The organism is Micromonospora sp. M71_S20 (genome assembly GCF_003664255.1).
Lineage (GTDB): Bacteria > Actinomycetota > Actinomycetes > Mycobacteriales > Micromonosporaceae > Micromonospora.
Map to the genome: position 1 here is coordinate 207,680 of NZ_RCCV01000003.1, position 22,006 is coordinate 229,685.

The window sequence follows — 22,006 nt, forward strand, 5'->3', positions numbered from 1 at the left end:
GTGCTCAGGCGAAGTTCCTTCAGCTACACCGTCCAGGCGCGCTGCTCCCTCGCGGAGGCCGCGGCACTGCTCGCCGACCCCGCCCGGCAGGAGGACCTGCACCCGCTGATCGTCCGGGTCCGTCGGGTGCCACCCCGTCCCGGCGCGCGCGCCAGCTACGCCATCACCGATCGGCTGGCCGCCGGGCCGGTGCGCCTGCCGATCACCTACCGCGCTGACGTCCTCGTCGACGATCCGGACGAGATCGTCACGGTGGCCCGCCAGTGGCCCGCCACCACGGTGCGCAACCACACCCGGCTGCGGGCGGAGCCCGACGGCGTGGTCCGCATCGAGGTCGAGATCACCCTCGCCGCGCCCGCGCCGCTCTTCGGCTACGCGTTCCGCCAGGCCCGCGCCGCCCATCTCGGGCTGGCCGCGCGCCTCGCCGCGGCCCTCGACACGAACCCGCCCGGGCCGCCGGCCGGCTGACCGCGAAGCAGCCAGGCCCGGCCGGAGGCGACGGCGCCGTCGTGCCCCGGCGACCCCGCGCCGGGCGGGTCGCCGGGGCGCGGGCGTCAGTAGACCGACAGGTGCACGTGGTTGGTGTGGTCGCTGGACGGGTCGCCGTTGGCCCCGCTGTACGACTTCCACCCGCTGCTCGGCAGCCAGATCTGCCGGTACCAGATCACGTAGAGCACGGCGAGCCGGTCGGCGTTGCGCACGAAGTACGCCGACAGGTTGTTGCCGTACGTCCGGTCGCCGCCCGTGGCGTCGCCGCCGAAGCCGCCCTTCTGGGCCGCGAAGTCGCAGGCCCGGCCCTTCGGATGCTCGCCCGAGCCGCCGGGGCGGTAACAGGAGACGTAGCGGGTGAAGCCCGCCGCCTTGGCCTGGTTGAGCGCGTGCAGGGTGCGCGGGGTGATGCAGCCGTTGGCGGGGGTGGGGTCGTTGACGCTGCACGACTCGCGCGGCCAGGAGCCGTCGGAGTTGCGTGGCGCCGCCTTCGCCGTCTTGCTCGACGTGCCGCCCGGCGAGGAGCCGCCGCCCGCGGACTGCTGCCGCTGTTGCTGCTGCTCGCGGTTGGCGACCGTCAGCGCCCGTTCGGCCTGCTCCTTGCGCTTGGCCATCACGCTGACCTGCTTGCGCTGCTCCCGGATCTCGCCGTCCAGGGCCAGCTTGGTGCGGGTGGCCTCGTCCCGGGTCGCCTGGAGCTCGCGCAGGGCCCGGTCCTCCTTGGCGGCCACCGCGTCGAGGGCCGCGGCGCGGTCCATGAAGCCGTCCGGGGAGCTGCTGTTCAGCAGGGCGGACGCCACGCTGAGCCGGCCGGTGCGGTAGGCGGCCCCGGCGATCTCGCCGACCTTGGCGGTGCGCGCGGTCAGCTCGACCTCGGTGGTCTTGAGCTGCGCGGCGAGCTGCTGCTGCCGCTTGGCCGACGTGTCCAGGGCGCGCTTGGCGTCGAGGTAGCCCTTGCTGGCGGCCTCCAACTGGGCCCGCAGGGCGGGCGTGCCGCCCTCCTCGTCCTGGCCGGGAGCCGCGGCGAGCAGGCCGGCGCGGGTGGCGGCCGCCGCCGGGGCGGCGGTGACCGGGGCCACCGCGGCGCCGAGGGCGATCATCGTGGCGATCAGGGCCGCCGTGCGGGCGGCACGTCGTCGTACGGGTGCCATCACTGGCATACACATGTCCTTCCGTCAGCCGCCGACCGGGTTAGCTGACGGGTTCGGGACGGAAGATCCCTACCGCTGACGCGGATGCACCCCACGAACTTGGTTCCCCGGTTCGCCCCGTCGGGCGATTAGGCGGCGGCCACCGCCGGCACCGGTGGGTGCCGCCTGGCGGAGGCCGAAGCCGAGCCTACCGGTGCCGGTGTGACTGGTGCACCGCAGGTGACGGACGGTGTGCGTCCACTAACAGTCAAATCCGGCATAAAGCCACAATACCCTCCCAGATTTAAGGTTGTCCTCATTACCACTCGACCGCCCCACAGGCCCCGGGCGACGCTCCCGGCTCGATCTGCAACGTCGCGTGCTCGATCTGGAAGTCGTCGTGCAGCGCGGCCCGGGCGGCGCCCAGCACCGCGCCGACCTCCGCGCCGGGGGCCATGGTCAGGTGCGCCGAGGCCACCTCCATCCCGGAGGTCAGCGTCCAGACGTGCAGGTCGTGCACCTCGGCGACGCCGGGCACGGCGGCCAGTCGGTCGTGCACCGCGGTGACCTGGAGGTGCTCCGGCGCGGCCTGCACCAGGATGCGCAGCGCGGCCCGCCCGAGCCGCCAGGTGCGCGGCAGGATGAACACGCCGATTCCGACCGCCACCAGTGGGTCCGCCCACCACCAGCCGGTGGTGACGATCAGTAGCGCCGCCCCGATCACCCCGAGTGACCCCAGCAGGTCGCCGAGCACCTCCAGGTACGCGCCGTGGACGTTGATGCTCTCCTTCGCCCCGGAGCGCAGCAGCGCGAAGGCGCCGACGTTGGCGAGCAGGCCGAGCACGGCGACCACGAGCATCGGGCCGGCCAGCACCTCGGGCGGGTCGCCGAAGCGGCGCACCGCCTCGATCACGACGTAGACCGCGACCCCGGAGAGCAGCGCGGCGTTGGCCAGCGCGGCCAGCACCTCCAGCCGGTAGAGGCCGAAGGTGCGCTGCGGGTCGGCGCCCGCCCGCCGGGTGGCGGCGATCGCCGCGAGCGCCATGCCGATGCCGAGCACGTCGGTGAACATGTGCCCGGCGTCGCTCAGCAGGGCCAGTGAGCCGGTGCGGAAGGCCGCCACCGCCTCCACCACCATCAGGCCGGCGAGCAGCCCGAACGCCGCCCAGAGCCGGCCCCGGTGGCGGTGGGCGGCGTTCGCCACCGACCCGTGATGGTGGTCATGACCTGCGCCCACGCGCTCATCCTCCCTCTGGGGGTCCGGATTCGCGTTCAATTTATGCTGACATCGCTATGTATGCAAGTAACGGATCCTCAGCCGATCGGGTCGACGGTGGTCAGCCGCTGGGTGGCCCGGGACAGCGCCACGTAGAGCGTCCGCACCCCTGACCCCGGGTCGGCCCGGATCTCGCTCGGGGCGACGAGGACGACCCCGTCGTACTCCATGCCCTTGGCCTCCAGGCTGGTCACCACCTGTAGGCGCGGCGCGCCGAGCCCGCCCAGCCAGCCGGCCACCTCGTCGCGGCGGGGCACCGGCGTGATCACGCCGACCGTGCCCTCGACCTCGGCGAGCAGCGCGCCGGCCGCCGCCACCACCGCGGCCTCCAGCTCCGCCGGCGGCACCGCCAGCTCGACCGGTTCGACGCCCGTGGAGCGCACCGCCCTGGGCAGCGGGAGGTCCGGGTGCAGCCGACGGATCTCGGCCGCCGCCACCGCGAAGATCTCCGCCGAGTTGCGGTAGTTCGTGGTGAGGGTGAAGTGGTGCCGCTTGCGCCGGCCCAACGCCTGGTCCCGGGCGCGGGTCAGCTCCTCCGGATCCCCCGTCCACGCCGTCTGCGCCGGGTCGCCCACCACCGTCCACGAGGCCAGCCGACCCCGTCGGCCGATCATGCGCCACTGCATCGGCGAGACGTCCTGCGACTCGTCGACCACCACGTGCGCGTACTCCCGGTAGTCGTCGGGGCGTTCCCGGGCCGCGTCGCGGGCGGCGCGCTGCCGGTCGGCGAAGGTGCTCAGCTCGCGGACCCCGCCGGCCAGCTGGAACGGGTCCCGCTTCGCCCGGGCCGGCCGCATCGGCTTGCCGAGCAACGCGTCCAACTCGTCGAGCAGCGCGATGTCGGCGATCGTCAGCCCGGCGGCGTCGAGGCTCCGGTACGCGTCGGTCAGCAGCCGGATCTCGGCGCGGGAGAGGATCCCCCCGGCGTAGCGGTGCAGCCGGTCCGGGCGGGACAACCAGCCCAGCACGTGCCGGGGGTGCAGCCGGGGCCACCACGCCTTGAGGAACTCCCGGAACTCCGGCCGCTCGGCGATCTCGTCCTCGAACGCGCGCTGCTCGGGCAGCCGGCCGACGCCCAACCTGCGGGCCTGCGCCCAGAGCGCGGCGAAGACCCCGTCGAAGCCGGCCCGGCGCACCTCGTTGCGCCGGGCGCCCCGCGGCATCGCCCGGTCGCGGATGCCGTCCAGCTCACGGCGCTCCAGCCGGAGCAGCGCGCCCCGGTAGAGCAGGCGCAGCTCGGTCGGGCCGTCCGGCACCGCGTCCCGGGCCGCCCGCTCCAGCACCCGCCGCATCCGCAGCGAGCCCTTCACCGCCGCCACCGCCGGCGGATCGGTGCGGGTGGCGGTCATGCCCGCGAAGAGCGTGCCCAGCGAGTGCAGGGTGGCGGTGTCCTCGCCGAGCGAGGGCAGCACCGAGGCGATGTACTCGACGAAGACCGAGGACGGGCCCACCACCAGGATGCCGCCCCCGGCGAACCGGCTGCGGTCGGAATAGAGCAGGTACGCGGCCCGGTGCAGGGCGACGGCCGTCTTCCCGGTGCCCGGACCGCCGGACACGATCGTCACGCCCGAGCCGGGGGAGCGGATCGCCTCGTCCTGCTCCCGCTGGATGGTGGCGACGATGTCCCGCATCCCCCGGCCGGTGGCCTTCGACAGCGTGGCCAGCAGCGCGCCGTCGCCGACCACCGCCATGTCGGCGGGCGCGGCGACCGGATCGAGCAGGTCGTCCTCGATCCGGGTGACCCGCTCGGCGGAGGACTGGATCGTGCGTCTCCGCACCACGCCCAGCGGCTGCGCGGGGGTGGCCTGGTAGAAGGCGGCGGCGGCCGGGGCCCGCCAGTCGACCACCAGGGTGGACGCGTCGTCGTCCCGGATGCCGAGCCGCCCGACGTGCAGCACCTGCCGGTCGAGCAGGTCCAGCCGACCGAAGACCAGGCCCTCGTGCTCGGCGTCCAGCATGTGCCGCCGCCGCGCGGCGTGGAACACCATCGCGTCCCGTTCGACCAGCGCCCCGAAGTTGCCCACCCGGGCGAGCCGGTAGCCCTCCTTCTCGGCGCTGACCGCCGACCGGCGCAGCTCGGCCAGTCGGGCGTACACCCGGTCGAGATGCCGCTGCTCGACGGCGATCTCCTGTTCCAGGGTGGTCTGGTCGCTCACCGCTCGCTCCTCCTGACGTCGGCGGCGGGCGGCGCGAACCGCGCGGACCGCGCCAGGCCAACCGCAAGAGGGTACGGCCCGCGCGCAACCAGCGGCGCGACCGGTGTGGGAAAGGAACCCGCGTCACGCCCGCGGGGGCCGCGTCGCGCTCCCCGGCGGCCCGGCTCAGTCCGCCCGGGCGACGGCGGTGGCGCCGGCCCCGGGGGCGGCGAGCACGCGCCCGAGCACGCCGCCGAGCGCCGCGTTGACCTCGTCGGGGCGTTCCATCATCAGCATGTGCCCGGCACCCGGGCAGACGGTCAGCTCGGTCGCCGGCAGCGCGCCGGCGATCGACTCGGCGCAGGGCGGCGGGGTGAGCCGGTCCCGGTCGCCGACCAGGGCGGCGGCCGGCAGGTGGGCCAGCTCGGCGAGGGTGTCCAGCCGGTGCTGCGCCCCGATGGAGGCGCGGAACCCGCCGATCGAGCGGAGGGTGGCCCGGGCCACCGCCGAGGTGACCAGCCGGATGTCGTGCGGGTCGCAGCGGTCGCCGAAGAGCATCCAGCGGATGCTGGGACGCAGCGCGCGCAGCAGCGCCCGGGGCGGTCGCCAGGCCCCGCACCGGGCCAGCACGCCGGCCCCGGTGGTCTCGGCGAGCCGGATCAGCCGGGCGATCCGGGGCGAGAGGCCGTAGGCGGTGTGCGTGTGGCCCTCGGCGGTGGTGGAGACGAAGACCAGCCCGGCCGTCCGGGCGGCGAAGTGCTCGGGGTGGCGGTGCGCGTACTCCATGATCGTCATGCCGCCCATCGAGTGGCCGACCAGCACGACACGACCGGTCGGGGCCACCTCGTCCAGCACCGCGACCAGGTCGTCGCCGAGCTGGGCCACGGTGGCGGTGGGCAGCGCCATGCAGCTCGACCGGCCGTGGCCGCGCGCGTCGTAGGTCACCACCCGTACCGCGTCGCCGAAGCGTCGCCGCAGGTCGGCGAGCTGCCGGTGCCAGGCGCGCCCGTCGAGCGTCCAGCCGTGCAGCAGCACGACCGTGACCTCGGCGTCGGCCGGTCCGGTCGCCTCGACGTGCAGGCGTACGTCGTCGGCAAGACGTACCTCGACGTGCTCCGGCATCGTCACCTCCCCAGGGCCGCACGGAACCGCAACACCGGGGATACCCGGTGGTAACACCGGCTACCCGTCATGAGACCACGACAACCGTGTCGGTGAGAAGATTCGCAACCGGCTCCGGGCCTCCGGCGGGCCCGCCAAGCTGGGGGGCATGGGGTCGCCCCGGGCCGCGCTGGCCGAGCTGCTCGCCGGCAACCGCCGCTTCGTCAGCGGCCAGCCGGTGCACGGCCACGACGTCACCGCCGCCGCCGCGGCGGCCTCGGGCGACCAGCAGCCGTACGCGGTGCTGCTCGGCTGCATCGACTCGCGGGTGCCGCTGGAGGCGATCTTCGACCAGACCTTCGGCTCGATCTGCGTGATCCGCACCGGTGGGCACGTGCTCGACCGGGCGGTGCTCGGCTCCATCGAGTACGTGGTCGGTGAGCTGGGCGTGCCGCTGGTGATGGTGCTCGGGCACGAGCGGTGCGGCGCGGTGGCCTCCGCCGTGGACGCGTTGCGCGCCGGGCGGTCACCGGGCGGCGCGCTGGCCCACCTCGTCGACCAGATCGCCCCGGCGGTGCGCGAGGTGGGCGTCGACGACCCCCGGGTGCGTCCGATGGCGGTCCGGCGGCACGTGCTCCGTACGGTCGCCGCCCTGCGCGCCGACGACCGGCTCGCCGCCCCGGCCGCCGCCGGCCGGCTGACGGTGGTCGGCGCCCTCTACGACCTGGCGACCGGCGAGGTGGCCCTGCTGGAGACGTAGGAAGACCCTCGCCCGGGTCCGCGGACGTGGAACCGCCCGCCGGGATGATCCCGACGGGCGGTCGCGGTGTCGCGTGGGGGAGGGCTCAGCCCTCGAAGACGCCGGCCTCGACGAGGCGCTTCTCGGTGGCGTCCCAGCCGTCACCCGGGTGGGTCGTGTTGAGGTTGTTGATCTCGGCGCGGATCTTCGCGGCGTGGCCGGCGGCGGCCAGCACCCGGATCTCCTCGACGAAGGCCTCGGAGTCGGTGCGCAGGTGCGCGGTCTTGCCGTTGGTCAGGTTCCGCACGTAGGCGTGCTTGCCGCCGTTGAGCGGGATGAGGTACTTGAACTCGCCCAGCACGCTGAGGGCGCCACCCTGGCCAGCCTGGCCGGCCCGGACTGACGCGCGCGCGGTCTTAGAGGTGTTGCTCGCCACGGAGGTACTCCTTGCAAGACGTACGGGAGGACGGAACGTCCGGGGGCTGTGCGGACGACACCCTGGTGGGTGGGCCCGCGGAAGATGTGCGCGGCACAGGCCGCCGATGGAACTGTACACGACCGCGATCCCTGGCTGGTCATCGCGTCGTCAGGGGTCAACGGGGGCACCCGTCCGACTATTCCGACCCGCGAATTTTCCGATTCCCTGGCGCACCATCCGTCACACCAGTCATCATGTGTTCCAGCAACCACTCGGGTGGTCGAGGTCGTAGGGGAAGACGCACCTCGCTCTCCGGGAGGTCACCGTGCCAACGCGTGGCGTCGTATACGTCCACTCGACCCCGCTCGCCGTGTGCTCACACGTCGAGTGGGCGATCGCGCGCGTCCTCGCCGCGCCGGTCAACCTGCAGTGGACGGCTCAGCCCGTCGACCCCGGCGCACGCCGGGCCGAGTGCGGGTGGACCGGTCGTCCGGGGACGGGCGCCGAGCTGGCTGCTGCCCTCCGGCAGTGGCCCATGATCCGTTTCGAGGTCACCGAGGAGCCGAGCCCCGGCGCCGACGGCGAGCGCTTCATGTACGTGCCCGGGCGGGGCCTGTTCCGGGCGAGCGTCGGGGCGGCCGGCGACATCCAGCTCGGCGAGGACCGCCTGCGCAGCATCATGGCGGGCGCGCGGGCGCCCGAGGCCCTCGCGCACGCCCTCGACAAGGCGCTCGGCACGGCGTGGGACGCCGAACTGGAGCCCTACCGGTACGCCGGCGACGGCGCGCCGGTGACCCTGCTCACCCGCGTCGGCTGACGCCGGGGCCCGGACCGGGACCGACTCCTCCTGCCGGGTGAAGGTCAAGTTGCCCCGATAAGGGGTGAACTGGTGGGATGGGCCGCGTGTCGACTATCCCGCGACGTGCCGGCGTCGCGCTCGCCGCCCTGACCGCACTGCTCGTCTCCGGGTGCTCCGGGCCGGCGGACCGCCGTCCCGACCCGGCGCCGACGAGCGCCGCCGCCCCGACGGCGGCCCCGACACCCGCCGCGAGCGTCCCCGGCGCCGATCCCGCCGCCCGCGCCGCCGCCCTCGTGGCCTCGCTGGCCGACGAGGACCTCGTCGGCCAGGTGCTGATGCCGTACGCCTACGGCGACGCGGCCACCCGGGTCTCGTCCGGCTCGGCGGCCGGCAACCAGGCGCTGGCCGGGGTGGACACCCCCGCCCAGATGGTCGAGAAGTACCGGCTCGGCGGGCTGATCCTGGTCGGCTTCAGCGCCGACGACCCCACCAAGGGCAACCAGGAGACGACAAACGTCGACAACCCGAAGCAGGTCCGCGCGCTGACCGACGGCCTGCGCGCGACCGCCGGCCGGCTGCCCGCCGGGCCGGCGCCCTTCCTGATCGGCACCGACCAGGAGCACGGCGTGGTCACCCGGATCACCGACGGCGTGACCCTGCTGCCCAGCGCCCTCGCCGCCGGCGCCGCCGGACGACCGGAGCTGACCGAGGCCGCCTGGCGGGCGGCCGGCACCGAACTCGCCGCGATGGGGATCAACCTCGACTTCGCCCCCGTCGCCGACGTGCTCGCCACCCGCAGCACCGTGATCGGCTCCCGGTCGTACGGGGCGGACCCGAAGGTGACGGCGGGGCAGGTCGCGGGCGCGGTCCGGGGCCTGCAGGCCGCGGGCGTCGCGGCCACCGTCAAGCACTTCCCGGGGCACGGGCACAGCGCCGCCGACTCCCACGAGGGACTGCCGGTGCTCGACCAGCCCCGCCGGACGCTGGAGACCGGGGCGTGGCCGCCCTTCTCCGCCGCCATCGACGCGGGCACGATGGCCGTGATGTCCGCCCACCTCGACGCGCGGTCGGTGGACCCGGGCACCGCGGCGACGTTCTCGCACAAGCTGCTCACCGACGTGCTCCGTGGCCAGCTCGGTTTCAAGGGCGTGGTGATCACCGACGGGATGAACATGCCGCCGGCCAAGCGCTGGTCGCCGGGCGAGGCCGCGGTGCGCGCGCTGAAGGCGGGCAACGACCTGATCCTGATGCCGCCGAACGTCCGTCAGGCGTACGACGGGCTGCTCGCCGCGCTCCGCGACGGCTCGCTGCCCCGCGCCCGCCTCGTCGAGGCCGCGACCCGGGTGCTCACGATGAAGTTCAAGCTGGCCGACCGGCCCACTCCCGAGCTGTCCACGCTGGCCGGCCCGGCGCACCGCAAGGCGGCGGAGGACCTGGCCGCGGCGGCGGTGACGGTGCTGCGGGGCGCCTGCGGCGGCGTACGGGGCCCGGTGACCGTGACCGCCTCCGGCGGGCGGGAGCACACGCGGGCGGCGCTGACCGAGGCGCTCAAGGCGGCCGGGGTCAAGGTGGTGGCCGGCGGCGGCACGGTGGTGCACCTCGTCGGGTACGGCGACGGCGCCGGCGACCTGCGCGCCGACGCCGCCGTCACGGTCGCCATGGACACCCCGTACGTGCTGGCGAAGGCCAAGTCGCCCACGCTGCTGGCGACCTACTCCTCCAGCCGGGCGTCGATGACCGCCCTCGCCGGGGTGCTGGCCGGCAAGACCCGCCCGGGCGGCCGGTCCCCGGTGCCGGTGACCGGCCTGCCCGCCACGACCTGCGGCGCCTGAGCCGCGTCAGTCGCGGTTGATCCGGGCCGACTGCTTCACCAGCTGGTACGCCGGCAGCAGCTCCGCCGGCTCCGGCGTGTCGAGGCTCAGCACGATCGGACCGTAGAGGGACGAGATCGCGATGGCCCGGTCGTGGACCGGGCCACCGTCCTCCTTGGGGTAGCTCGCCTCGACGGCGTCGACGGTGCCGGCCTTCACCCGCCGGTACTCCGCGTCCGCGGCCTCCGGCGAGTACGCGTCGAGGAAGTGCTTCAGGTGCTCCTGGGCGCCGCCGGCGACCCCGTCGACCCGCCACACCCGCAGGAACCCGATGTCGGCGGTCGGCCGGGCGTCGATCTCGCACAGCATGAGGGCCTTGTCGAGACGGGGCTCGCCGAACTTCGCCGAGCCCCGCACCGCCTCGACCTTCCACCCGGCGGGCACCGAGAACGTGACCGGCAGCTCGCAGGGCGTGCCCTTGCCGCCCACCGTGGTGCCGGCGGGAGCCGCCACCACCTCGTCGTGCCAGGGCGGGCCGGGGGTCACCGGCGAGCCGGTGGGGCCCGGCGAGGCCGACGGCGGGCCGGCGCCCGACGGCGACTCCTTCCCCTCGGCACAGCCGGCGGTCAGCGCGGCGGTCAGCGCCGCGAGCACGGCGACGCGGGTACGACGTTGCATGATGTCCATTCCCCGTTGACGACGAGAGCCGGCTCATCAAAGCGGCGCGGACCGGCGCCGTCAACCCGGTTGATCTAGGGTGCCGCGCGCAGGGCGGCCACCAGCCACTCCACGGCGGGCACCGCGGGCGGGAACGGGGGCCGCCGGTTGAGCACCCCGATCAGCTGCCAGTACCGCTCCACCTGCCGGTCGGTGAAGGCCGCGATGCCGTCGGCGAGCGCGAGCCGTTCGGCGCGGGACAGTCCCGGGTCCACCATCTCGTCGAGCACCGCCCGCGCCCGTCCGGAATCCGGGGCGATCCCGGCGGCGAGCGCGGCGCGCGCCGGCTCGACGGAGGGCATCGCCGGCGGCGGGGACGTCGCCGCCGCCCCGGCCACCGCCATCGCCCGTACCCGCAGCCGGAAGGCGGGGTCGGCGACCAGTTCGGCCAGCTCGATCCAGGCGTCCACCTCCTCGTCGGTGGGCTCGTCGGGCAGGTCGGTGGGGAGCGTCCGCATCGCCCGGGCCAGCCCGTCGCCGCCGGGGCCGGGCTCCACGCCGCCGAAGACCTCGGCGACGAACTCGTCGATGATCCGCTGCCGCTCCTGGGCGGAGAGGCGGGCCAGGTCGTTCATCAGTCTCAACTCCTCGGTCGTGCTGCCACGTCGGGCGACCGACCGCAGCACCGCCCGGCGCAGCCGCAGCGTGCGGATCTCCGCGTCCAGGGCGCGGCTGTGCGCCTGTGCCACCTCCCGGACGCTCATCCGCCGCTGGAGGATCCGGCGCACGTCGTCCAGGCCGATCCCCAGCTCCCGCAGGCTCCGGACCAGGTCCAGCCGGGCCACGGCCGCGGCGTCGTAGAGGCGGTAACCGCCAGTGGAGCGCGCGGTGGGCGGGAGCAGGTCGAGGTCGGACCAGAAGCGGATCGTCCGGACGGACAGGCCGGTCCGGCGGGCGAGTTGCCCGATGGTGAACAGGTCGGTGCGGTCGTCCACGTCGAGAAGCCTCCTGCCTCCAGCCGCTGGAGAGTCAAGCGGGAAAACCGGGTCGCGTCCGGTCGCGCCGCCTGGCACCCTCGCGCACATGGCAACGGCTGAGGGTTTCGCGTACGTCGAACGGTCCGACGGCACGGTGGTGATCACCCACCACGGCCGGGCGGCGGGCACCCTGCGCGGCGGCCGGGCGGCGGAGTTCCTCGCCGAGGTCGACGGCGACCCGCAGCTCGTGATGGCCCGCTGGACCGGCAACTACCGCCGGGGCAACGAGCGGACCGCCCGCCAGCACCCCCGCAACCGGGGCTGAGCGACGCGGAAGGGCCTGAGCGCGAGCCCTTCGGCGGCACGTCGACCGGCCGCGGCGCGGCCGGCTGCCACGCGGTGGCCGCACCGATGCCGTGGTCGGTCTAGAGGGGGATGTTGCCGTGGGCGCCTCGTGCGGCGGGGGCGGCGGCGAGGGCCTCGGCGATGCGGCGGCGGGTCTCGGCCGGGGTGATGACGTCGTCGACGACGCCGATCTCGAGCGCCCGGTTGACGCCGCCGGCGATGCGGGTCTGCTCCTCGACGAGTTGCGCGCGCAGCGCCTCGCGCTCCTCGGCGGGGACGGCGGCGAGCTTCTTGCGGTGCAGGATGTTGACGGCGGCGCCGGCGCCCATCACCGCGACCTCGGCGTTGGGCCAGGCGAACACGGCGGTGGCGCCCAGGGAGCGGGAGTTCATCGCGATGTACGCCCCGCCGTAGGCCTTGCGGGTGACCAGGGTGACCCGGGGCACGACGGCCTCGGCGAAGGCGTGCAGGAGCTTCGCGCCCCGGCGCACGACGCCGTCCCACTCCTGGCCCAGGCCGGGCAGGTAGCCGGGGACGTCGACCAGGACGATCAGCGGCACGCCGAGGGAGTCGCACATGCGCACGAACCGGGCGGCCTTCTCGGCGCTGGAGGCGTCCAGGCAGCCGCCCAGGCGCAGCGGGTTGTTCGCGATGACCCCGACGGTACGCCCGGCGAAGCGCCCCAGGGTGGTCACGACGTTCGGCGCCCACTTGGCGTGCAGCTCCACCCCGGGGGCGTCCAGCAGCGCCTTCACCACCGGCTTGACGTCGTAGGCCCGGTTCGTCTCGACCGGCATCTTCGCCGTGAGGTCGTGTGCCCCCTCGTCCTGGGCGGCCACGTCGTCGGGCGACAGCCGCCCCTGCCGGCCGAGCAGCGCGGCGAGCTTGCGCGTCTCGACCAGCGCCGTCTCGTCGTCGGCGCAGGTCACGTGGACCACCCCGGAGCGGCGGCCGTGCGGCTCGGGCCCACCGAGGCGGGCCATGTCGACCTGCTCACCGGTGACGCTGCGTACCACCTCCGGGCCGGTCACGAAGATCCGGCCCGCGCCGCTCATCACCACGATGTCGGTCAGCGCCGGCCCGTACGCGGCGCCACCGGCCGCCGGGCCCAGCACCGTGGAGATCTGCGGCACCCGCCCCGAGGCGCGCACCATCGCCGCGAACACCTGACCCACCGCGTCCAGGGCGACCACGCCCTCGGCCAACCGCGCGCCACCCGAGTGCCACAACCCGATCACCGGCACCCGCTCCCGCACCGCGGTGTCGATCGCGTCCACGACGTGCCGGCACCCCTCGGTGCCCATCGCCCCGCCCATCCGCGTCGCGTCCGTGGCGTACGCGACGACCGGCGAACCGTCGATCTCACCCCGCGCCCACAGCACACCCGAGGTGTCGCGTGGCACCGACAACCGCAACGAGCCCGCGTCGAACAACGCCCGGAGCCGAACCTCCGGATCCCGGTGGTCCGCGACGGACGACGCGTCCACGCCAACGGCGGTGGTGGTCACGTGAGCCTCCATGGCTGTGGTCTCAGGCCCGCGTGAAGACGAGAGCCACGTTGTGACCGCCGAAGCCGAACGAGTTGTTCAGCGCGGCGGGGATGTCCATGTGGCGCGCCTCGTTGGCGGCCACGTCCAGGCTGAGCCCGTCGTCGGGGTCGTCCAGGTTGATCGTCGGCGGTACGACACCGTCGCGGATCGCCAGGATGGTGGCGATCGACTCCAGCGCGCCCGCCGCGCCCAGCAGGTGACCGGACATCGACTTGGTCGAGGTCAGCACCGGGTGGTCACCCAGCGCCGCGCGCAGCGCGGTGATCTCCGCGACGTCACCGACCGGGGTCGACGTGGCGTGCGCGTTGACGTGCACGATGTCCGCCTTGGCGACGCCCGCGTCCGCGATCGCCTTCGCGATCGCCCGGATCGCGCCCTCGCCCTCCGGATGCGGCTGGACGATGTCGTAGCCGTCGGAGGTGAGGCCGGCGCCGGCCAGCCGGGCGTAGACCCGGGCGCCCCGGGCGGCGGCGTGCTCCGCCCGCTCCAGCACCAGGATGCCCGCGCCCTCCCCGAGCACGAAGCCGTCGCGGCCCTTGTCCCATGGCCGGGAGGCCCGCTCCGGCTCGTCGTTGCGGGTCGACATCGCCCGCATCGAGCTGAACCCGGCGATCGGCAGCTGGTGGATGACCGCCTCGGTGCCGCCGGCCACCACCACGTCGGCCCGGCCGGCACGGATCATGTCCATGCCGAGCGCGATCGCCTCGGCGCCGGTCGCGCAGGCGCTGGCGACCGAGTGCACCCCCGCCTTCGCGCCCAACTCCAGCCCCACCCAGGCGGCGGGGCCGTTCGGCATCAGCATCGGGATGGTGTGCGGGGAGACCCGCCGCGGGCCGGACGCCTCCAGGATGTCGTCCTGGGCGAGCAGCGTCAGCGCGCCGCCGATGCCCGAGCCGACGCTGACGCCCAGCCGCTCCGGGTCCAGCCCGGAGTCGGCCAGGCCGGAGTCCGCCCAGGCCTGCTGCGCCGCGATGATCGCGATCGCCTCGGAACGGTCGAGCCGGCGCAGCTTGACCCGGTCGATCAGGCCGGTCGGCTCGACCGCGAGCCGGGCGGCGATGCGGACGGGCAGTTGCTCGGCCCACTCCTGGGTGAGCGGACCCACCCCGGAGCGGCCGGCGAGCATGGCGTCCCAGGTCGACGCGACGTCCCCGCCCAGCGGGGTGGTCGCGCCGAGCCCGGTGACGACGACGTCGGTGTGAGCCATGATCAGGACTGCGCCTCGATGTAGCTGACGGCGTCCCCGACGGTCTTCAGGTTCTGCACCTCGTTGTCCGGGATCTTGACGCCGAACTTCTCCTCGGCCGCCACCACGACCTCCACCATGGAGAGCGAGTCGACGTCCAGGTCGTCGGTGAAGGACTTCCCCTCGGCCACGTCGTCCGGGTTCACCCCGGCAACCTCTTCGAGGATCTCGGCGAGGCCGGCGGTGATCTCGTCACGGGTCATTGCGGTTGGTTCCTCTCATCGTGGATCATTCGACGGCCGACGACGCCGGCCGTCACTCCCCGGCGCAGCGGCCGGAGGGGCTTCTCAGGGGCAGCGGACGACCTGACCGGCGTAGGTCAGGCCGCCGCCGAAGCCGAAGAGCAGCACCGGGGCGCCGGACGGCACCTCCCGCCGCTCGACCAGCTTGGACAGGGCCAGCGGCACGCTCGCCGCCGACGTGTTGCCGGACTCGACGATGTCCTTGGCGACGATCGCGTTGGGGATGCCGAGCCGCTTGACGATGCCGTCGATGATGCGGGCGTTGGCCTGGTGCGGCACGAAGGCCGCCAGCTCCGACGGGTCCACCCCGGCGCGCTCGCACGCCTGCCGGGCCAGCGGCGCCAGCTCCGTGGTGGCCCAGCGGAAGACCGACTGGCCCTCCTGCTGGATGGACGGGCGCCAGCCCTCGATGCGTACCGCGTCGCCGCGCTCCGGCACCGAGCCCCAGACCACCGGGCCGACGCCGTCGGGCTCGCCCTCGCCGACTGCCGACACCACGGCGGCGCCGGCGCCGTCGGCGAAGATGATGCAGGTGGAGCGGTCCGTCCAGTCGACGATGTCGGACAGCTTCTCCGCGCCGATGACCAGGGCGTTGCGCGAGGCGCCGGCCCGGATGGCGTGGTCCACGGTGCCCAGCGCGTACGCGAAGCCGGAGCAGGCCGTGTTGAGGTCGAACGCCCCCGGCGCGGTGATGCCGAGCTTGGCGGCGACCCGGCAGGCCACGTTCGGGCTGCGGTCGGCGGAGCTGCACGTCGCCACCACGACCAGGTCGATGTCGGCGGCGGTGAGCCCGGAGTTGGCCAGCGCCTTGCCGGCGGCGGCGGCGGCCATGTCGGCGACCGTCTCGCCGTCGGCGATCCGCCGGGTGACGATGCCGACCCGGTCCCGGATCCACTCGTCGCTGGTCTCGACCAGCTGGGCGATGTCGTCGTTGGTGACCACGCGGGAGGGCTGGTAGTGCCCCAGCGCGACGATCCGGCTGCCGGTCATGCGTGTCCTCCGATGCGGACGAGCGGTTGGCCCGGCGCGACCGGGTCGTCGTGGTGGGCGAGCCACTCGGTGAGCACGCCGCTGCCGTGCGCGGTCACCTCGACCGGGCCCTGCCGGGTGGTCACGTGGCCGACGACCTGGCCGGCGCGGAGCGTGTCGCCCTCGGCGAGCTCCCGCGCCGGCTCGAAGGTACCGGCCGACGGGGCCACCACCACGCGGAACTGCATGGTCGGCTCGTGGCCCGGCGCCATCCCGTGCCGGGCGATCAGGTCCCGGGCGGCGGGCAGGTCGTCCGGGGTGTTGAGGGTGACCACCTCGGGGGCGCCGGCCCCCTTCAGCTCCCGCTTCACCAGGCCCGCGAGGGTGCCGGCCGGGGGCAGCTCGACCACGCCGGTCACCCCGAGGTCGGCCAGGGTACGCATGCAGAGGTCCCAGCGCACCGGCGCGGTGACCTGGCGGACCAGGCGCTGCACCATGTCGCGCCCGTGGTTGACCGCGGCCCCGTCGAGGTTCGACAGCAGGATCCGGGCCGGGTCGGTCGGGGTGATCCCGGCGGCCACGGCGGCCAGCGCCGTCTCGGCGGGGGCCATGTACGGCGTGTGGAAGGCGCCGGCCACCTTCAGGCGGATCACCCGGGCCTTCGCGGGCGGCTCGGCGGCGAGCTTCTCCAGCCCCTCGACGGCGCCGGCGGCGACGAACTGGCCGGCGCCGTTGCGGTTGGCCGGGTGCAGCCCGTGCGCGACGATCGAGGCGAGCACCTCGTCGGGGTCCCCGCCCAGCACGGCGGCCATCCCGGTCGGCTCCAGGGCGCAGGCGGCGGCCATCTCCCGGCCGCGTACGCCCGCCAGGGTGATCGCCGCCTCCGCCGGGAGCACCCTGGCGAGCGCCGCCGCGCCCAGCTCGCCGACGCTGTGGCCGGCGGTGAGCGTGACGTCGTACATCGGCAGGTGCTCGGCGGCCAGCAGCGCGGCGGCGACCAGCAGCGGCTGGGTCCGCGCGGTGTCCCTGATCTCGTCCGCGTCGGCGGCGGTGCCGAGGTGCAGCAGGTCGACCCCGGCCAGCGCCGACCACCAGCGCAGACGTGCCTCGGCGCCGGTGAGGTCCAGCCAGGGAGTCAGGAAGCCGGGTTTCTGGGAACCCTGGCCGGGTGAGAGTACGGCGAGCACGTCTATGACTCTCCCGGATACGCGCGGGTAGCGCTGTGCCGCCTTCGACCAAACCGCACTAGAACCTTTGGAGGGTTCCTACAAAAATCGGCGGCGATCATCACCTGTGTGTGGCGTTTTGTTGACACTCGTGGTCATTGTCTGGGTTGGTACCACCGGGACCACCGGGTCGAGCCGGCCGACGGTGAGGGCCACCTGGAGCGCGAACGCGTCCCGCGCCGCGAGCGGCGAGAAGCCGGTGACGTCGGAGATCCGCCGCAGCCGGTAGCGCACCGTGTTCGGGTGCACGAACAGGGACCGCGCGGCGCTCTCCAGCGTGCCGCCGGCCGCGAAGAAGGCGTCGAGGGTCTCCAGCAGTTCCCCGCCGGCCCGCACCAGCGCGGCGTAGACGTCGTGCCGCAGCCGTCGGCGCGCCTCCGCGTCCCCGGCCAGCGCCCGCTCCGGCAGCAGGTCGTCCGCCGGCACCGGCCGGGGCGCGGTCGGCCAGGCCGGTGCGGCCCGGAAGCCGGCCAGCGCGGCGCGCGCCGATTCGGTCGCCTCGTCCAGGCTCGGTACGGCCGGACCGACCACCACCGGCCCGTCCCCGAAGGCGCCGAGCAGCTTTCCGGTGGCCGCGACCGGGTCGGCGGCGCCGCCGAGCACGATGACCAGCCGATCGCCGTGCACCCCGCCGATCACCTCCGTGCCGATACGCCGGGCCTGCCGGTGGACGGTGTGCAGCACGGCGGAGACCTCCCCGCCGGGGGAGCGGCCGACCGCCACCGCCACCGGCGGGGCGTCCGCCCAGCCGAGCGCCGCCGCCCGGCTCGCCAGCACGTCCGGCGAGTCGCCCCGCAGCAGCGCGTCCACCAGCAGCGCCTGCAACCGGGCGTCCCACGAACCGCGCGACTCGGCGGCCCGGGCGTACACCCGGGCGGCGGCGAAGGCGATCTCCCGGGAGAAGCGCAGCACCGCCTCGCGCAACTGCTGTTCCTCGCCCTTCGCCGCCAGGTGCGAGACCTGCTCCTCGACGACGTCGATCATCACCTTCACCAGCGCGACGGTCTGCTGGAGGCTGATCGAGCGGGCGAGCGCCTGCGGCGCGGTGGCGAAGACCTCGTCCGAGACCTCCTGGGTGCTGTCCGCACTGCCGCCGCCGTCACGCAGCCACTGCACCAGCGACCGGGCCCCGGCCTGGGCCACCAGCATCACCCAGGAGCGGTGGTCGGGCGGCAGGTCGCGGAACCAGGGCAGCGCCTCGTCCATCCGGGCCACGCTGGCGCTGGCCAGCGCCCCCGCCGCCCGCTCGATCCGGCGCAGCGTGGCCGACAGTTCCGTCCCGCCCGGCTCGCTCACCGCCCCAGCCTGACACGCCCCGACCTGCGGCTCCGCGCCGGGCGGCCCGCCCGCCGTGCCCCGGGCGGTCCACCCGCCGTGACCCCCGGGCGGCCCGCCCGTCAGGACGAAGGCCGTGCCCCGGGCGGCGGTGCGGTCAGGCCGGCGGCGGGGCGGGCAGTCCCAGCTCCTGGGCCAGGATGGCGGCCTGCACCCGGCTGCGCAGGTCCAGCTTTGCGAGGATCCGACTGACGTGGGTCTTGGTGGTGCTCTCGGCCATCGCCAACCGGTCGGCGACCTGCTGGTTGGACAGGCCGAGCCCGAGACAGGCCAGCACGTCGCGCTCCCTGGGCGTCAGCGCGTCCACCGCCCCGGGGGCCGCGGCGGAGGTGGCCGGGGCGGTCGCCGCGAACGCGGTGATCAGGCGGCGGGTGACCGCCGGGGCGATGAACCCCTCGCCCCGGGCGACCGTCCGTACCGCCGCCACCAGCCCCTCCGCGTCGATGTCCTTGAGGACGAAGCCCGCCGCGCCGGCCCGCAGCGCCCCGAAGACGTACTCGTCGACGTCGAAGGTGGTGAGCACGAGCACGTCGGCGAGCCGGTCGGCGGTGATCTCCCGGGTGGCCGAGATGCCGTCCAGCCGGGGCATCCGCACGTCCAGCACCGCGACGTCCGGGCGCAGCTCCCGGCACAGCCGGACCGCCTCGGCGCCGTCCTCGGCCTCGCCCACCACCTCGACGCCGGCCGCCCCGGCCAGGATCAGCGCCAGCCCGGCCCGCACCGCCGGCTGGTCGTCGGCGAGCAGCACCCGGATCACCTCGGCCATGTCGCGCCCCGTCCCCTCACGGCGCCACCTCCGTCGGCAGCTCCACCCGTACCCGCCAGCGGCCCCCCGCCGGACCGGCGGCGAACCGGCCGTTGAGCAGCACCGCCCGCTCCCGCATCCCGATCAGGCCGGCGCCCGCGCCGGTCAGGGTGCCACGGCCGGCGCCGACCGGGTTCTCCACGCCCACCACCACCCCCGCCGGCTCGTACGCGACCAGCAGGTCGGCCTCGCCGGCGCCGTGCTTGAGCGCGTTGGTCAGCGACTCCTGCACGATCCGGTACGCGGCCAGGTCCACCCCGACCGGCAGCGCGCGGGGCTCGCCGCGCCGGGTCGCCCGTACGGTCAGCCCGGCGGCGCGGACCCGGTCCACGAGAGCGTCCACCTCGCTGAGCCGCGCCCGGGTCGTCTCGTCGGTCGCGTCGGCGGCCGTCCCGCCCTCCGCCGGTTCCCGCAGCAGGCCGATCATCTGCCGCATCTCGCCCAGCCCCTGCACGCTGCTCTCCCGGATCACGCGCAGCGCCGACTCGACCTGCGACCGGTCGAGTCCGGGGACGGAGAGTGCGGCCGTGGCGTGGATGGCCACCGCGCTGAGGTGGTTGGCGATCACGTCGTGCAGCTCCCGGGCCATCCGGGCCCGCTCCGCACCGACCGCCTGCCGGCGGTCCAGCTCCACCAGCCGGGCGGTCTGCTCGGCCCGGGCCCGCTCGGCGACCGCCTGGTCCCGGTACTGCCGCACGCTGATCCCGGTGAGCACCGGCAGCACCCCGGCCAGCACCACGGGCGCCCCGAAGCCCACGCCCCGCCAGTCGCCCCTGAGCAGCATCCCCACCGCCGTGCCGAGGACGCTCAACCCGACCATGACCTGGAGCAGCCGGCGCCAGGTCCGGGCCGAGCCGAACACGCACGCGTCGTAGAGCACCTGGGTGTAGACGAGGACGGTGGCCAGCGAGCCGCCCATCGCGAGGTCGGCCAGCACCGCCACCGTGCCGAGCGCCAGGCTGGCCCGGGTGGCGACCCGGCGCAGGCCCACGGCCACGCAGACCACCGCCAGCGGCAGCAGGAACAGCGGTTCCGGCAGGCCCGGGTGCCAGGACAGTTGGGGCTGCGTGCCGAGGCCGTACATGACCGCCCCGCCGACCAGGGACGCGCACGCGAGCAGAAGATCGCGCCCACCCGTCCCGGCCCCCACCCACTTCCCCACCCGACTCCCCGCTCCCACCCCCCGATCCCACCACACCCCCACCCCGCCCGTTCCCGCCGATCATGCAGTCGTGGTGGGGGACGAAAGCAGCACCGGCGTACGAAATTCGCACCACAACTCCATGATCGCGACGGGAGGGGGGTGTGCGGGGTGGGGGAGTCGGGTGGCTGCGGGGGGCGTCGGTGCCGGCCAGTACGGTGACAGGGCCCGTCGGAGCGACCCCGGCGGGCGGGGCGAGCGTGAGGAGACTCCGATGGCGCACGGGGAGGCCGAGCACGGCTGCGCCCAGGGCGAGCCCTGCCGGCCGGGCCACCACGAGCAGCCGGCGGCAGCCAAGCACCGCCGACTGCCCGGCGGGTTCCCGGCCCACTCGCCGGAGCACCCGGCCCGCGCGCCCGAGCGCCCCGAGGACGACGTCACGGTGCCCCGGCAGCGCGTCGCCGAGCCGGCTGCGACCGGCGAGGCCGAGCCGGCGGAAGTCCCGGGCTGCCGCAGCGACCTGCCCGGCTGGGCCGGCGCGCACCGGCACGGCCCGGTCCGCCCCCGGCAGCGCGTCACCCGCCGCGAGCGGCCGCCACGCCGCTGGTGCTGACCACGGCGACGCCGCCCGGCCGCTAGCGTGGTCGGGGTGAAGGCGATCGCGATCGACACGTACGGCCCGGCCGACCTGCTGACCGTCCGGGACCTGCCCGACCCGCCGGTCGGCCCGGACACGGTGCTCGTACGGGTCCGGGCGGCCGGGGTGAACCCGGTCGACTGGAAGGTGCGCGAGGGGTACCTGGCCGGTGCGATTCCGGGCCACTTCCCGCTCGTACCGGGTTGGGACGCGGCCGGGGTGATCGAGGCGGTCGGGCCGGCGGTGACCGGGTTCGCCGTCGGCGACGAGGTCGTCGGCTACGTCCGACGCGACCACGTCCAGTACGGCACGTACGCCGAACTCGTCCCGGCGCCCGAGCGGACGCTGGCGGCCAAGCCGGTACGGGCGTCCTGGGCCGAGGCGGGCGGCCTGCCCCTGGCGGGTCTCACGGCGTACCAGGCGCTCCAGTCGGCCCGCACCGGCGCCGGCGACACGGTGCTGGTGCACGGGGCGTCCGGCGGGGTGGGCCACCTGGCGGTGCAGATCGCCCGCGCGCTCGGCGCCGACCGCGTGATCGGCACGGCCGGCGCGGCCAACCACGACTTCGTCCGGTCGCTGGGCGCCGAGCCGGTCGCGTACGGCGACGGGCTGGCCGACCGGGTCCGCGCGGTCGCGCCCGACGGGGTGGACGTGGTGCTCGACCTGTTCGGCGGCGACGCGCTCGACGTGTCGGCCGAGTTGATCACCCGTCCCGCGCGGCTGATCTCGACGGCCGACCCGGAGCACGTCACCCGGCTGGGCGGCAGCTATCTGTTCGTGAAGCCGTCGACCGTGGACCTGGGCATGCTCGCCGGGCTGGTGGACGCCGGCCGGCTGACCGTCCACGTGGAACGGACGTTCCCGCTGGCGCAGGCGGCGGACGCGCAGCGCCTGGTGGAGGCGGGGCACGTCCGCGGCAAGGTGGTCCTGGAGGTCTGACCCGGCCGGAGGCCGTGCGCGTCGGCCGGGGACGTCGGC

At 75.1% G+C, this 22,006-nt stretch carries 22 protein-coding genes and 1 riboswitch; of the genes, 7 read left to right on the forward strand and 15 right to left on the reverse strand.

Annotation, left to right across the window (positions count from 1 at the left end):
* Nucleotides 1–468 (forward strand): SRPBCC family protein, encoded by a 468-nt coding sequence (locus DER29_RS26115; protein WP_121400324.1) that lies wholly within the window; start codon nt 1–3, stop codon nt 466–468.
* Nucleotides 469–554: 86 nt separating this feature from the next.
* On the opposite strand, the gene DER29_RS26120 is transcribed toward DER29_RS26115, so the two are convergent.
* From DER29_RS26120 to DER29_RS26135, 4 genes are all read right to left on the reverse strand, one after another.
* On the reverse strand, nt 555–1,640 hold the full coding sequence (locus DER29_RS26120) for a hypothetical protein (protein WP_199729583.1): 1,086 nt from the start codon (nt 1,638–1,640) through the stop codon (nt 555–557).
* Nucleotides 1,641–1,653: 13 nt separating this feature from the next.
* Nucleotides 1,654–1,785, reverse strand: a riboswitch (cyclic di-AMP (ydaO/yuaA leader).
* A gap of 153 nt (nt 1,786–1,938) precedes the next feature.
* Nucleotides 1,939–2,856 (reverse strand): cation diffusion facilitator family transporter, encoded by a 918-nt coding sequence (locus DER29_RS26125; protein WP_121400326.1) that lies wholly within the window; start codon nt 2,854–2,856, stop codon nt 1,939–1,941.
* Between the two features lie 77 nt (nt 2,857–2,933).
* Complete coding sequence (locus DER29_RS26130; RefSeq protein WP_121400327.1) at nt 2,934–5,051, reverse strand: AAA family ATPase; 2,118 nt, start codon at nt 5,049–5,051, stop codon at nt 2,934–2,936.
* Nucleotides 5,052–5,216: 165 nt separating this feature from the next.
* A complete protein-coding gene (locus tag DER29_RS26135) occupies nt 5,217–6,152 on the reverse strand; it encodes an alpha/beta fold hydrolase (protein ID WP_121400328.1) in 936 nt (311 codons plus the stop codon).
* Between the two features lie 148 nt (nt 6,153–6,300).
* On the opposite strand from DER29_RS26135, the gene DER29_RS26140 reads away from it, so the two are divergent.
* Nucleotides 6,301–6,891, forward strand: coding sequence for a carbonic anhydrase (locus DER29_RS26140; protein ID WP_121400329.1), 591 nt, complete (start codon nt 6,301–6,303; stop codon nt 6,889–6,891).
* A gap of 85 nt (nt 6,892–6,976) precedes the next feature.
* Here the strand turns inward: DER29_RS26140 and DER29_RS26145 are convergent, their stop codons facing one another.
* On the reverse strand, nt 6,977–7,306 hold the full coding sequence (locus tag DER29_RS26145; protein WP_074313395.1) for a hypothetical protein: 330 nt from the start codon (nt 7,304–7,306) through the stop codon (nt 6,977–6,979).
* Between the two features lie 307 nt (nt 7,307–7,613).
* Here DER29_RS26145 and DER29_RS26150 point away from each other — a divergent pair, with 307 nt between their 5' ends.
* Both DER29_RS26150 and DER29_RS26155 read left to right on the forward strand, forming a co-directional pair.
* A complete protein-coding gene (locus DER29_RS26150; protein WP_121400330.1) occupies nt 7,614–8,105 on the forward strand; it encodes a DUF3145 domain-containing protein in 492 nt (163 codons plus the stop codon).
* Between the two features lie 77 nt (nt 8,106–8,182).
* The gene (locus DER29_RS26155) at nt 8,183–9,919 is read left to right on the forward strand and encodes a glycoside hydrolase family 3 protein (RefSeq protein WP_121400331.1); all 1,737 of its coding nucleotides are present in this window, start codon (nt 8,183–8,185) and stop codon (nt 9,917–9,919) included.
* 6 nt (nt 9,920–9,925) lie between these two features.
* Here DER29_RS26155 and DER29_RS26160 read toward each other — a convergent pair whose 3' ends face one another.
* Nucleotides 9,926–10,576, reverse strand: a complete 651-nt coding sequence (locus tag DER29_RS26160) for a lipoprotein (RefSeq protein ID WP_148710106.1) — start codon at nt 10,574–10,576, stop codon at nt 9,926–9,928.
* A gap of 74 nt (nt 10,577–10,650) precedes the next feature.
* Nucleotides 10,651–11,550, reverse strand: a complete 900-nt coding sequence (locus DER29_RS26165) for a MerR family transcriptional regulator (RefSeq protein ID WP_121400333.1) — start codon at nt 11,548–11,550, stop codon at nt 10,651–10,653.
* Between the two features lie 88 nt (nt 11,551–11,638).
* Between DER29_RS26165 and DER29_RS26170 the strand changes: the two genes are divergently transcribed.
* The gene (locus DER29_RS26170) at nt 11,639–11,857 is read left to right on the forward strand and encodes a hypothetical protein (RefSeq protein ID WP_121400334.1); all 219 of its coding nucleotides are present in this window, start codon (nt 11,639–11,641) and stop codon (nt 11,855–11,857) included.
* Nucleotides 11,858–11,957: 100 nt separating this feature from the next.
* On the opposite strand, the gene DER29_RS26175 is transcribed toward DER29_RS26170, so the two are convergent.
* The 8 genes from DER29_RS26175 to DER29_RS26210 all read right to left on the reverse strand — a co-directional run bounded on the left by DER29_RS26175 (nt 11,958) and on the right by DER29_RS26210 (nt 20,412).
* A complete protein-coding gene (locus tag DER29_RS26175; protein WP_199729555.1) occupies nt 11,958–13,397 on the reverse strand; it encodes an acyl-CoA carboxylase subunit beta in 1,440 nt (479 codons plus the stop codon).
* A 10-nt stretch (nt 13,398–13,407) separates the two neighbouring features.
* Nucleotides 13,408–14,634, reverse strand: a complete 1,227-nt coding sequence (gene fabF / locus DER29_RS26180; RefSeq protein ID WP_121400336.1) for a beta-ketoacyl-ACP synthase II — start codon at nt 14,632–14,634, stop codon at nt 13,408–13,410.
* A 2-nt stretch (nt 14,635–14,636) separates the two neighbouring features.
* Nucleotides 14,637–14,876, reverse strand: coding sequence for an acyl carrier protein (locus DER29_RS26185; protein ID WP_007072348.1), 240 nt, complete (start codon nt 14,874–14,876; stop codon nt 14,637–14,639).
* A gap of 84 nt (nt 14,877–14,960) precedes the next feature.
* On the reverse strand, nt 14,961–15,905 hold the full coding sequence (locus DER29_RS26190) for a beta-ketoacyl-ACP synthase III (protein WP_121400337.1): 945 nt from the start codon (nt 15,903–15,905) through the stop codon (nt 14,961–14,963).
* A complete protein-coding gene (locus DER29_RS26195) occupies nt 15,902–17,071 on the reverse strand; it encodes an acyltransferase domain-containing protein (RefSeq protein ID WP_121400338.1) in 1,170 nt (389 codons plus the stop codon). Before DER29_RS26195 ends, DER29_RS26190 begins: the two co-directional genes overlap by 4 nt.
* 78 nt (nt 17,072–17,149) lie before the next feature.
* Nucleotides 17,150–18,406, reverse strand: a complete 1,257-nt coding sequence (locus DER29_RS26200; RefSeq protein WP_121400339.1) for a CdaR family transcriptional regulator — start codon at nt 18,404–18,406, stop codon at nt 17,150–17,152.
* Between the two features lie 136 nt (nt 18,407–18,542).
* A complete protein-coding gene (locus DER29_RS26205) occupies nt 18,543–19,211 on the reverse strand; it encodes a response regulator transcription factor (RefSeq protein ID WP_121400340.1) in 669 nt (222 codons plus the stop codon).
* 16 nt (nt 19,212–19,227) lie between these two features.
* Nucleotides 19,228–20,412, reverse strand: coding sequence for a sensor histidine kinase (locus tag DER29_RS26210; protein ID WP_199729556.1), 1,185 nt, complete (start codon nt 20,410–20,412; stop codon nt 19,228–19,230).
* A 253-nt stretch (nt 20,413–20,665) separates the two neighbouring features.
* Here DER29_RS26210 and DER29_RS26215 point away from each other — a divergent pair, with 253 nt between their 5' ends.
* Both DER29_RS26215 and DER29_RS26220 read left to right on the forward strand, forming a co-directional pair.
* Nucleotides 20,666–21,004 (forward strand): hypothetical protein, encoded by a 339-nt coding sequence (locus tag DER29_RS26215; RefSeq protein ID WP_121400342.1) that lies wholly within the window; start codon nt 20,666–20,668, stop codon nt 21,002–21,004.
* 36 nt (nt 21,005–21,040) lie between these two features.
* Entirely contained in the window at nt 21,041–21,967 is a 927-nt protein-coding gene (locus tag DER29_RS26220; protein ID WP_121400887.1) for an NADP-dependent oxidoreductase, read from the forward strand.
* The last annotated feature ends 39 nt before the right edge of the window (nt 21,968–22,006 follow it).

Excerpts from the sequence above, each read along its gene's own strand:
- DER29_RS26190 (WP_121400337.1), bottom strand. The coding sequence starts at position 15,905 with ATGACCGGCAGCCGGATCGTCGCGCTGGGGCACTACCAGCCCTCCCGC.
- DER29_RS26170 (WP_121400334.1), top strand. The coding sequence starts at position 11,639 with ATGGCAACGGCTGAGGGTTTCGCGTACGTCGAACGGTCCGACGGCACG.
- DER29_RS26135 (WP_121400328.1), bottom strand. The coding sequence starts at position 6,152 with ATGCCGGAGCACGTCGAGGTACGTCTTGCCGACGACGTACGCCTGCAC.
- DER29_RS26185 (WP_007072348.1), bottom strand. The coding sequence starts at position 14,876 with ATGACCCGTGACGAGATCACCGCCGGCCTCGCCGAGATCCTCGAAGAG.
- DER29_RS26160 (WP_148710106.1), bottom strand. The coding sequence starts at position 10,576 with ATGCAACGTCGTACCCGCGTCGCCGTGCTCGCGGCGCTGACCGCCGCG.
- DER29_RS26205 (WP_121400340.1), bottom strand. The coding sequence starts at position 19,211 with ATGGCCGAGGTGATCCGGGTGCTGCTCGCCGACGACCAGCCGGCGGTG.
- DER29_RS26140 (WP_121400329.1), top strand. The coding sequence starts at position 6,301 with ATGGGGTCGCCCCGGGCCGCGCTGGCCGAGCTGCTCGCCGGCAACCGC.
- DER29_RS26215 (WP_121400342.1), top strand. The coding sequence starts at position 20,666 with ATGGCGCACGGGGAGGCCGAGCACGGCTGCGCCCAGGGCGAGCCCTGC.
- DER29_RS26120 (WP_199729583.1), bottom strand. The coding sequence starts at position 1,640 with ATGGCACCCGTACGACGACGTGCCGCCCGCACGGCGGCCCTGATCGCC.
- DER29_RS26175 (WP_199729555.1), bottom strand. The coding sequence starts at position 13,397 with ATGGAGGCTCACGTGACCACCACCGCCGTTGGCGTGGACGCGTCGTCC.
- fabF (WP_121400336.1), bottom strand. The coding sequence starts at position 14,634 with ATGGCTCACACCGACGTCGTCGTCACCGGGCTCGGCGCGACCACCCCG.
- DER29_RS26155 (WP_121400331.1), top strand. The coding sequence starts at position 8,183 with ATGGGCCGCGTGTCGACTATCCCGCGACGTGCCGGCGTCGCGCTCGCC.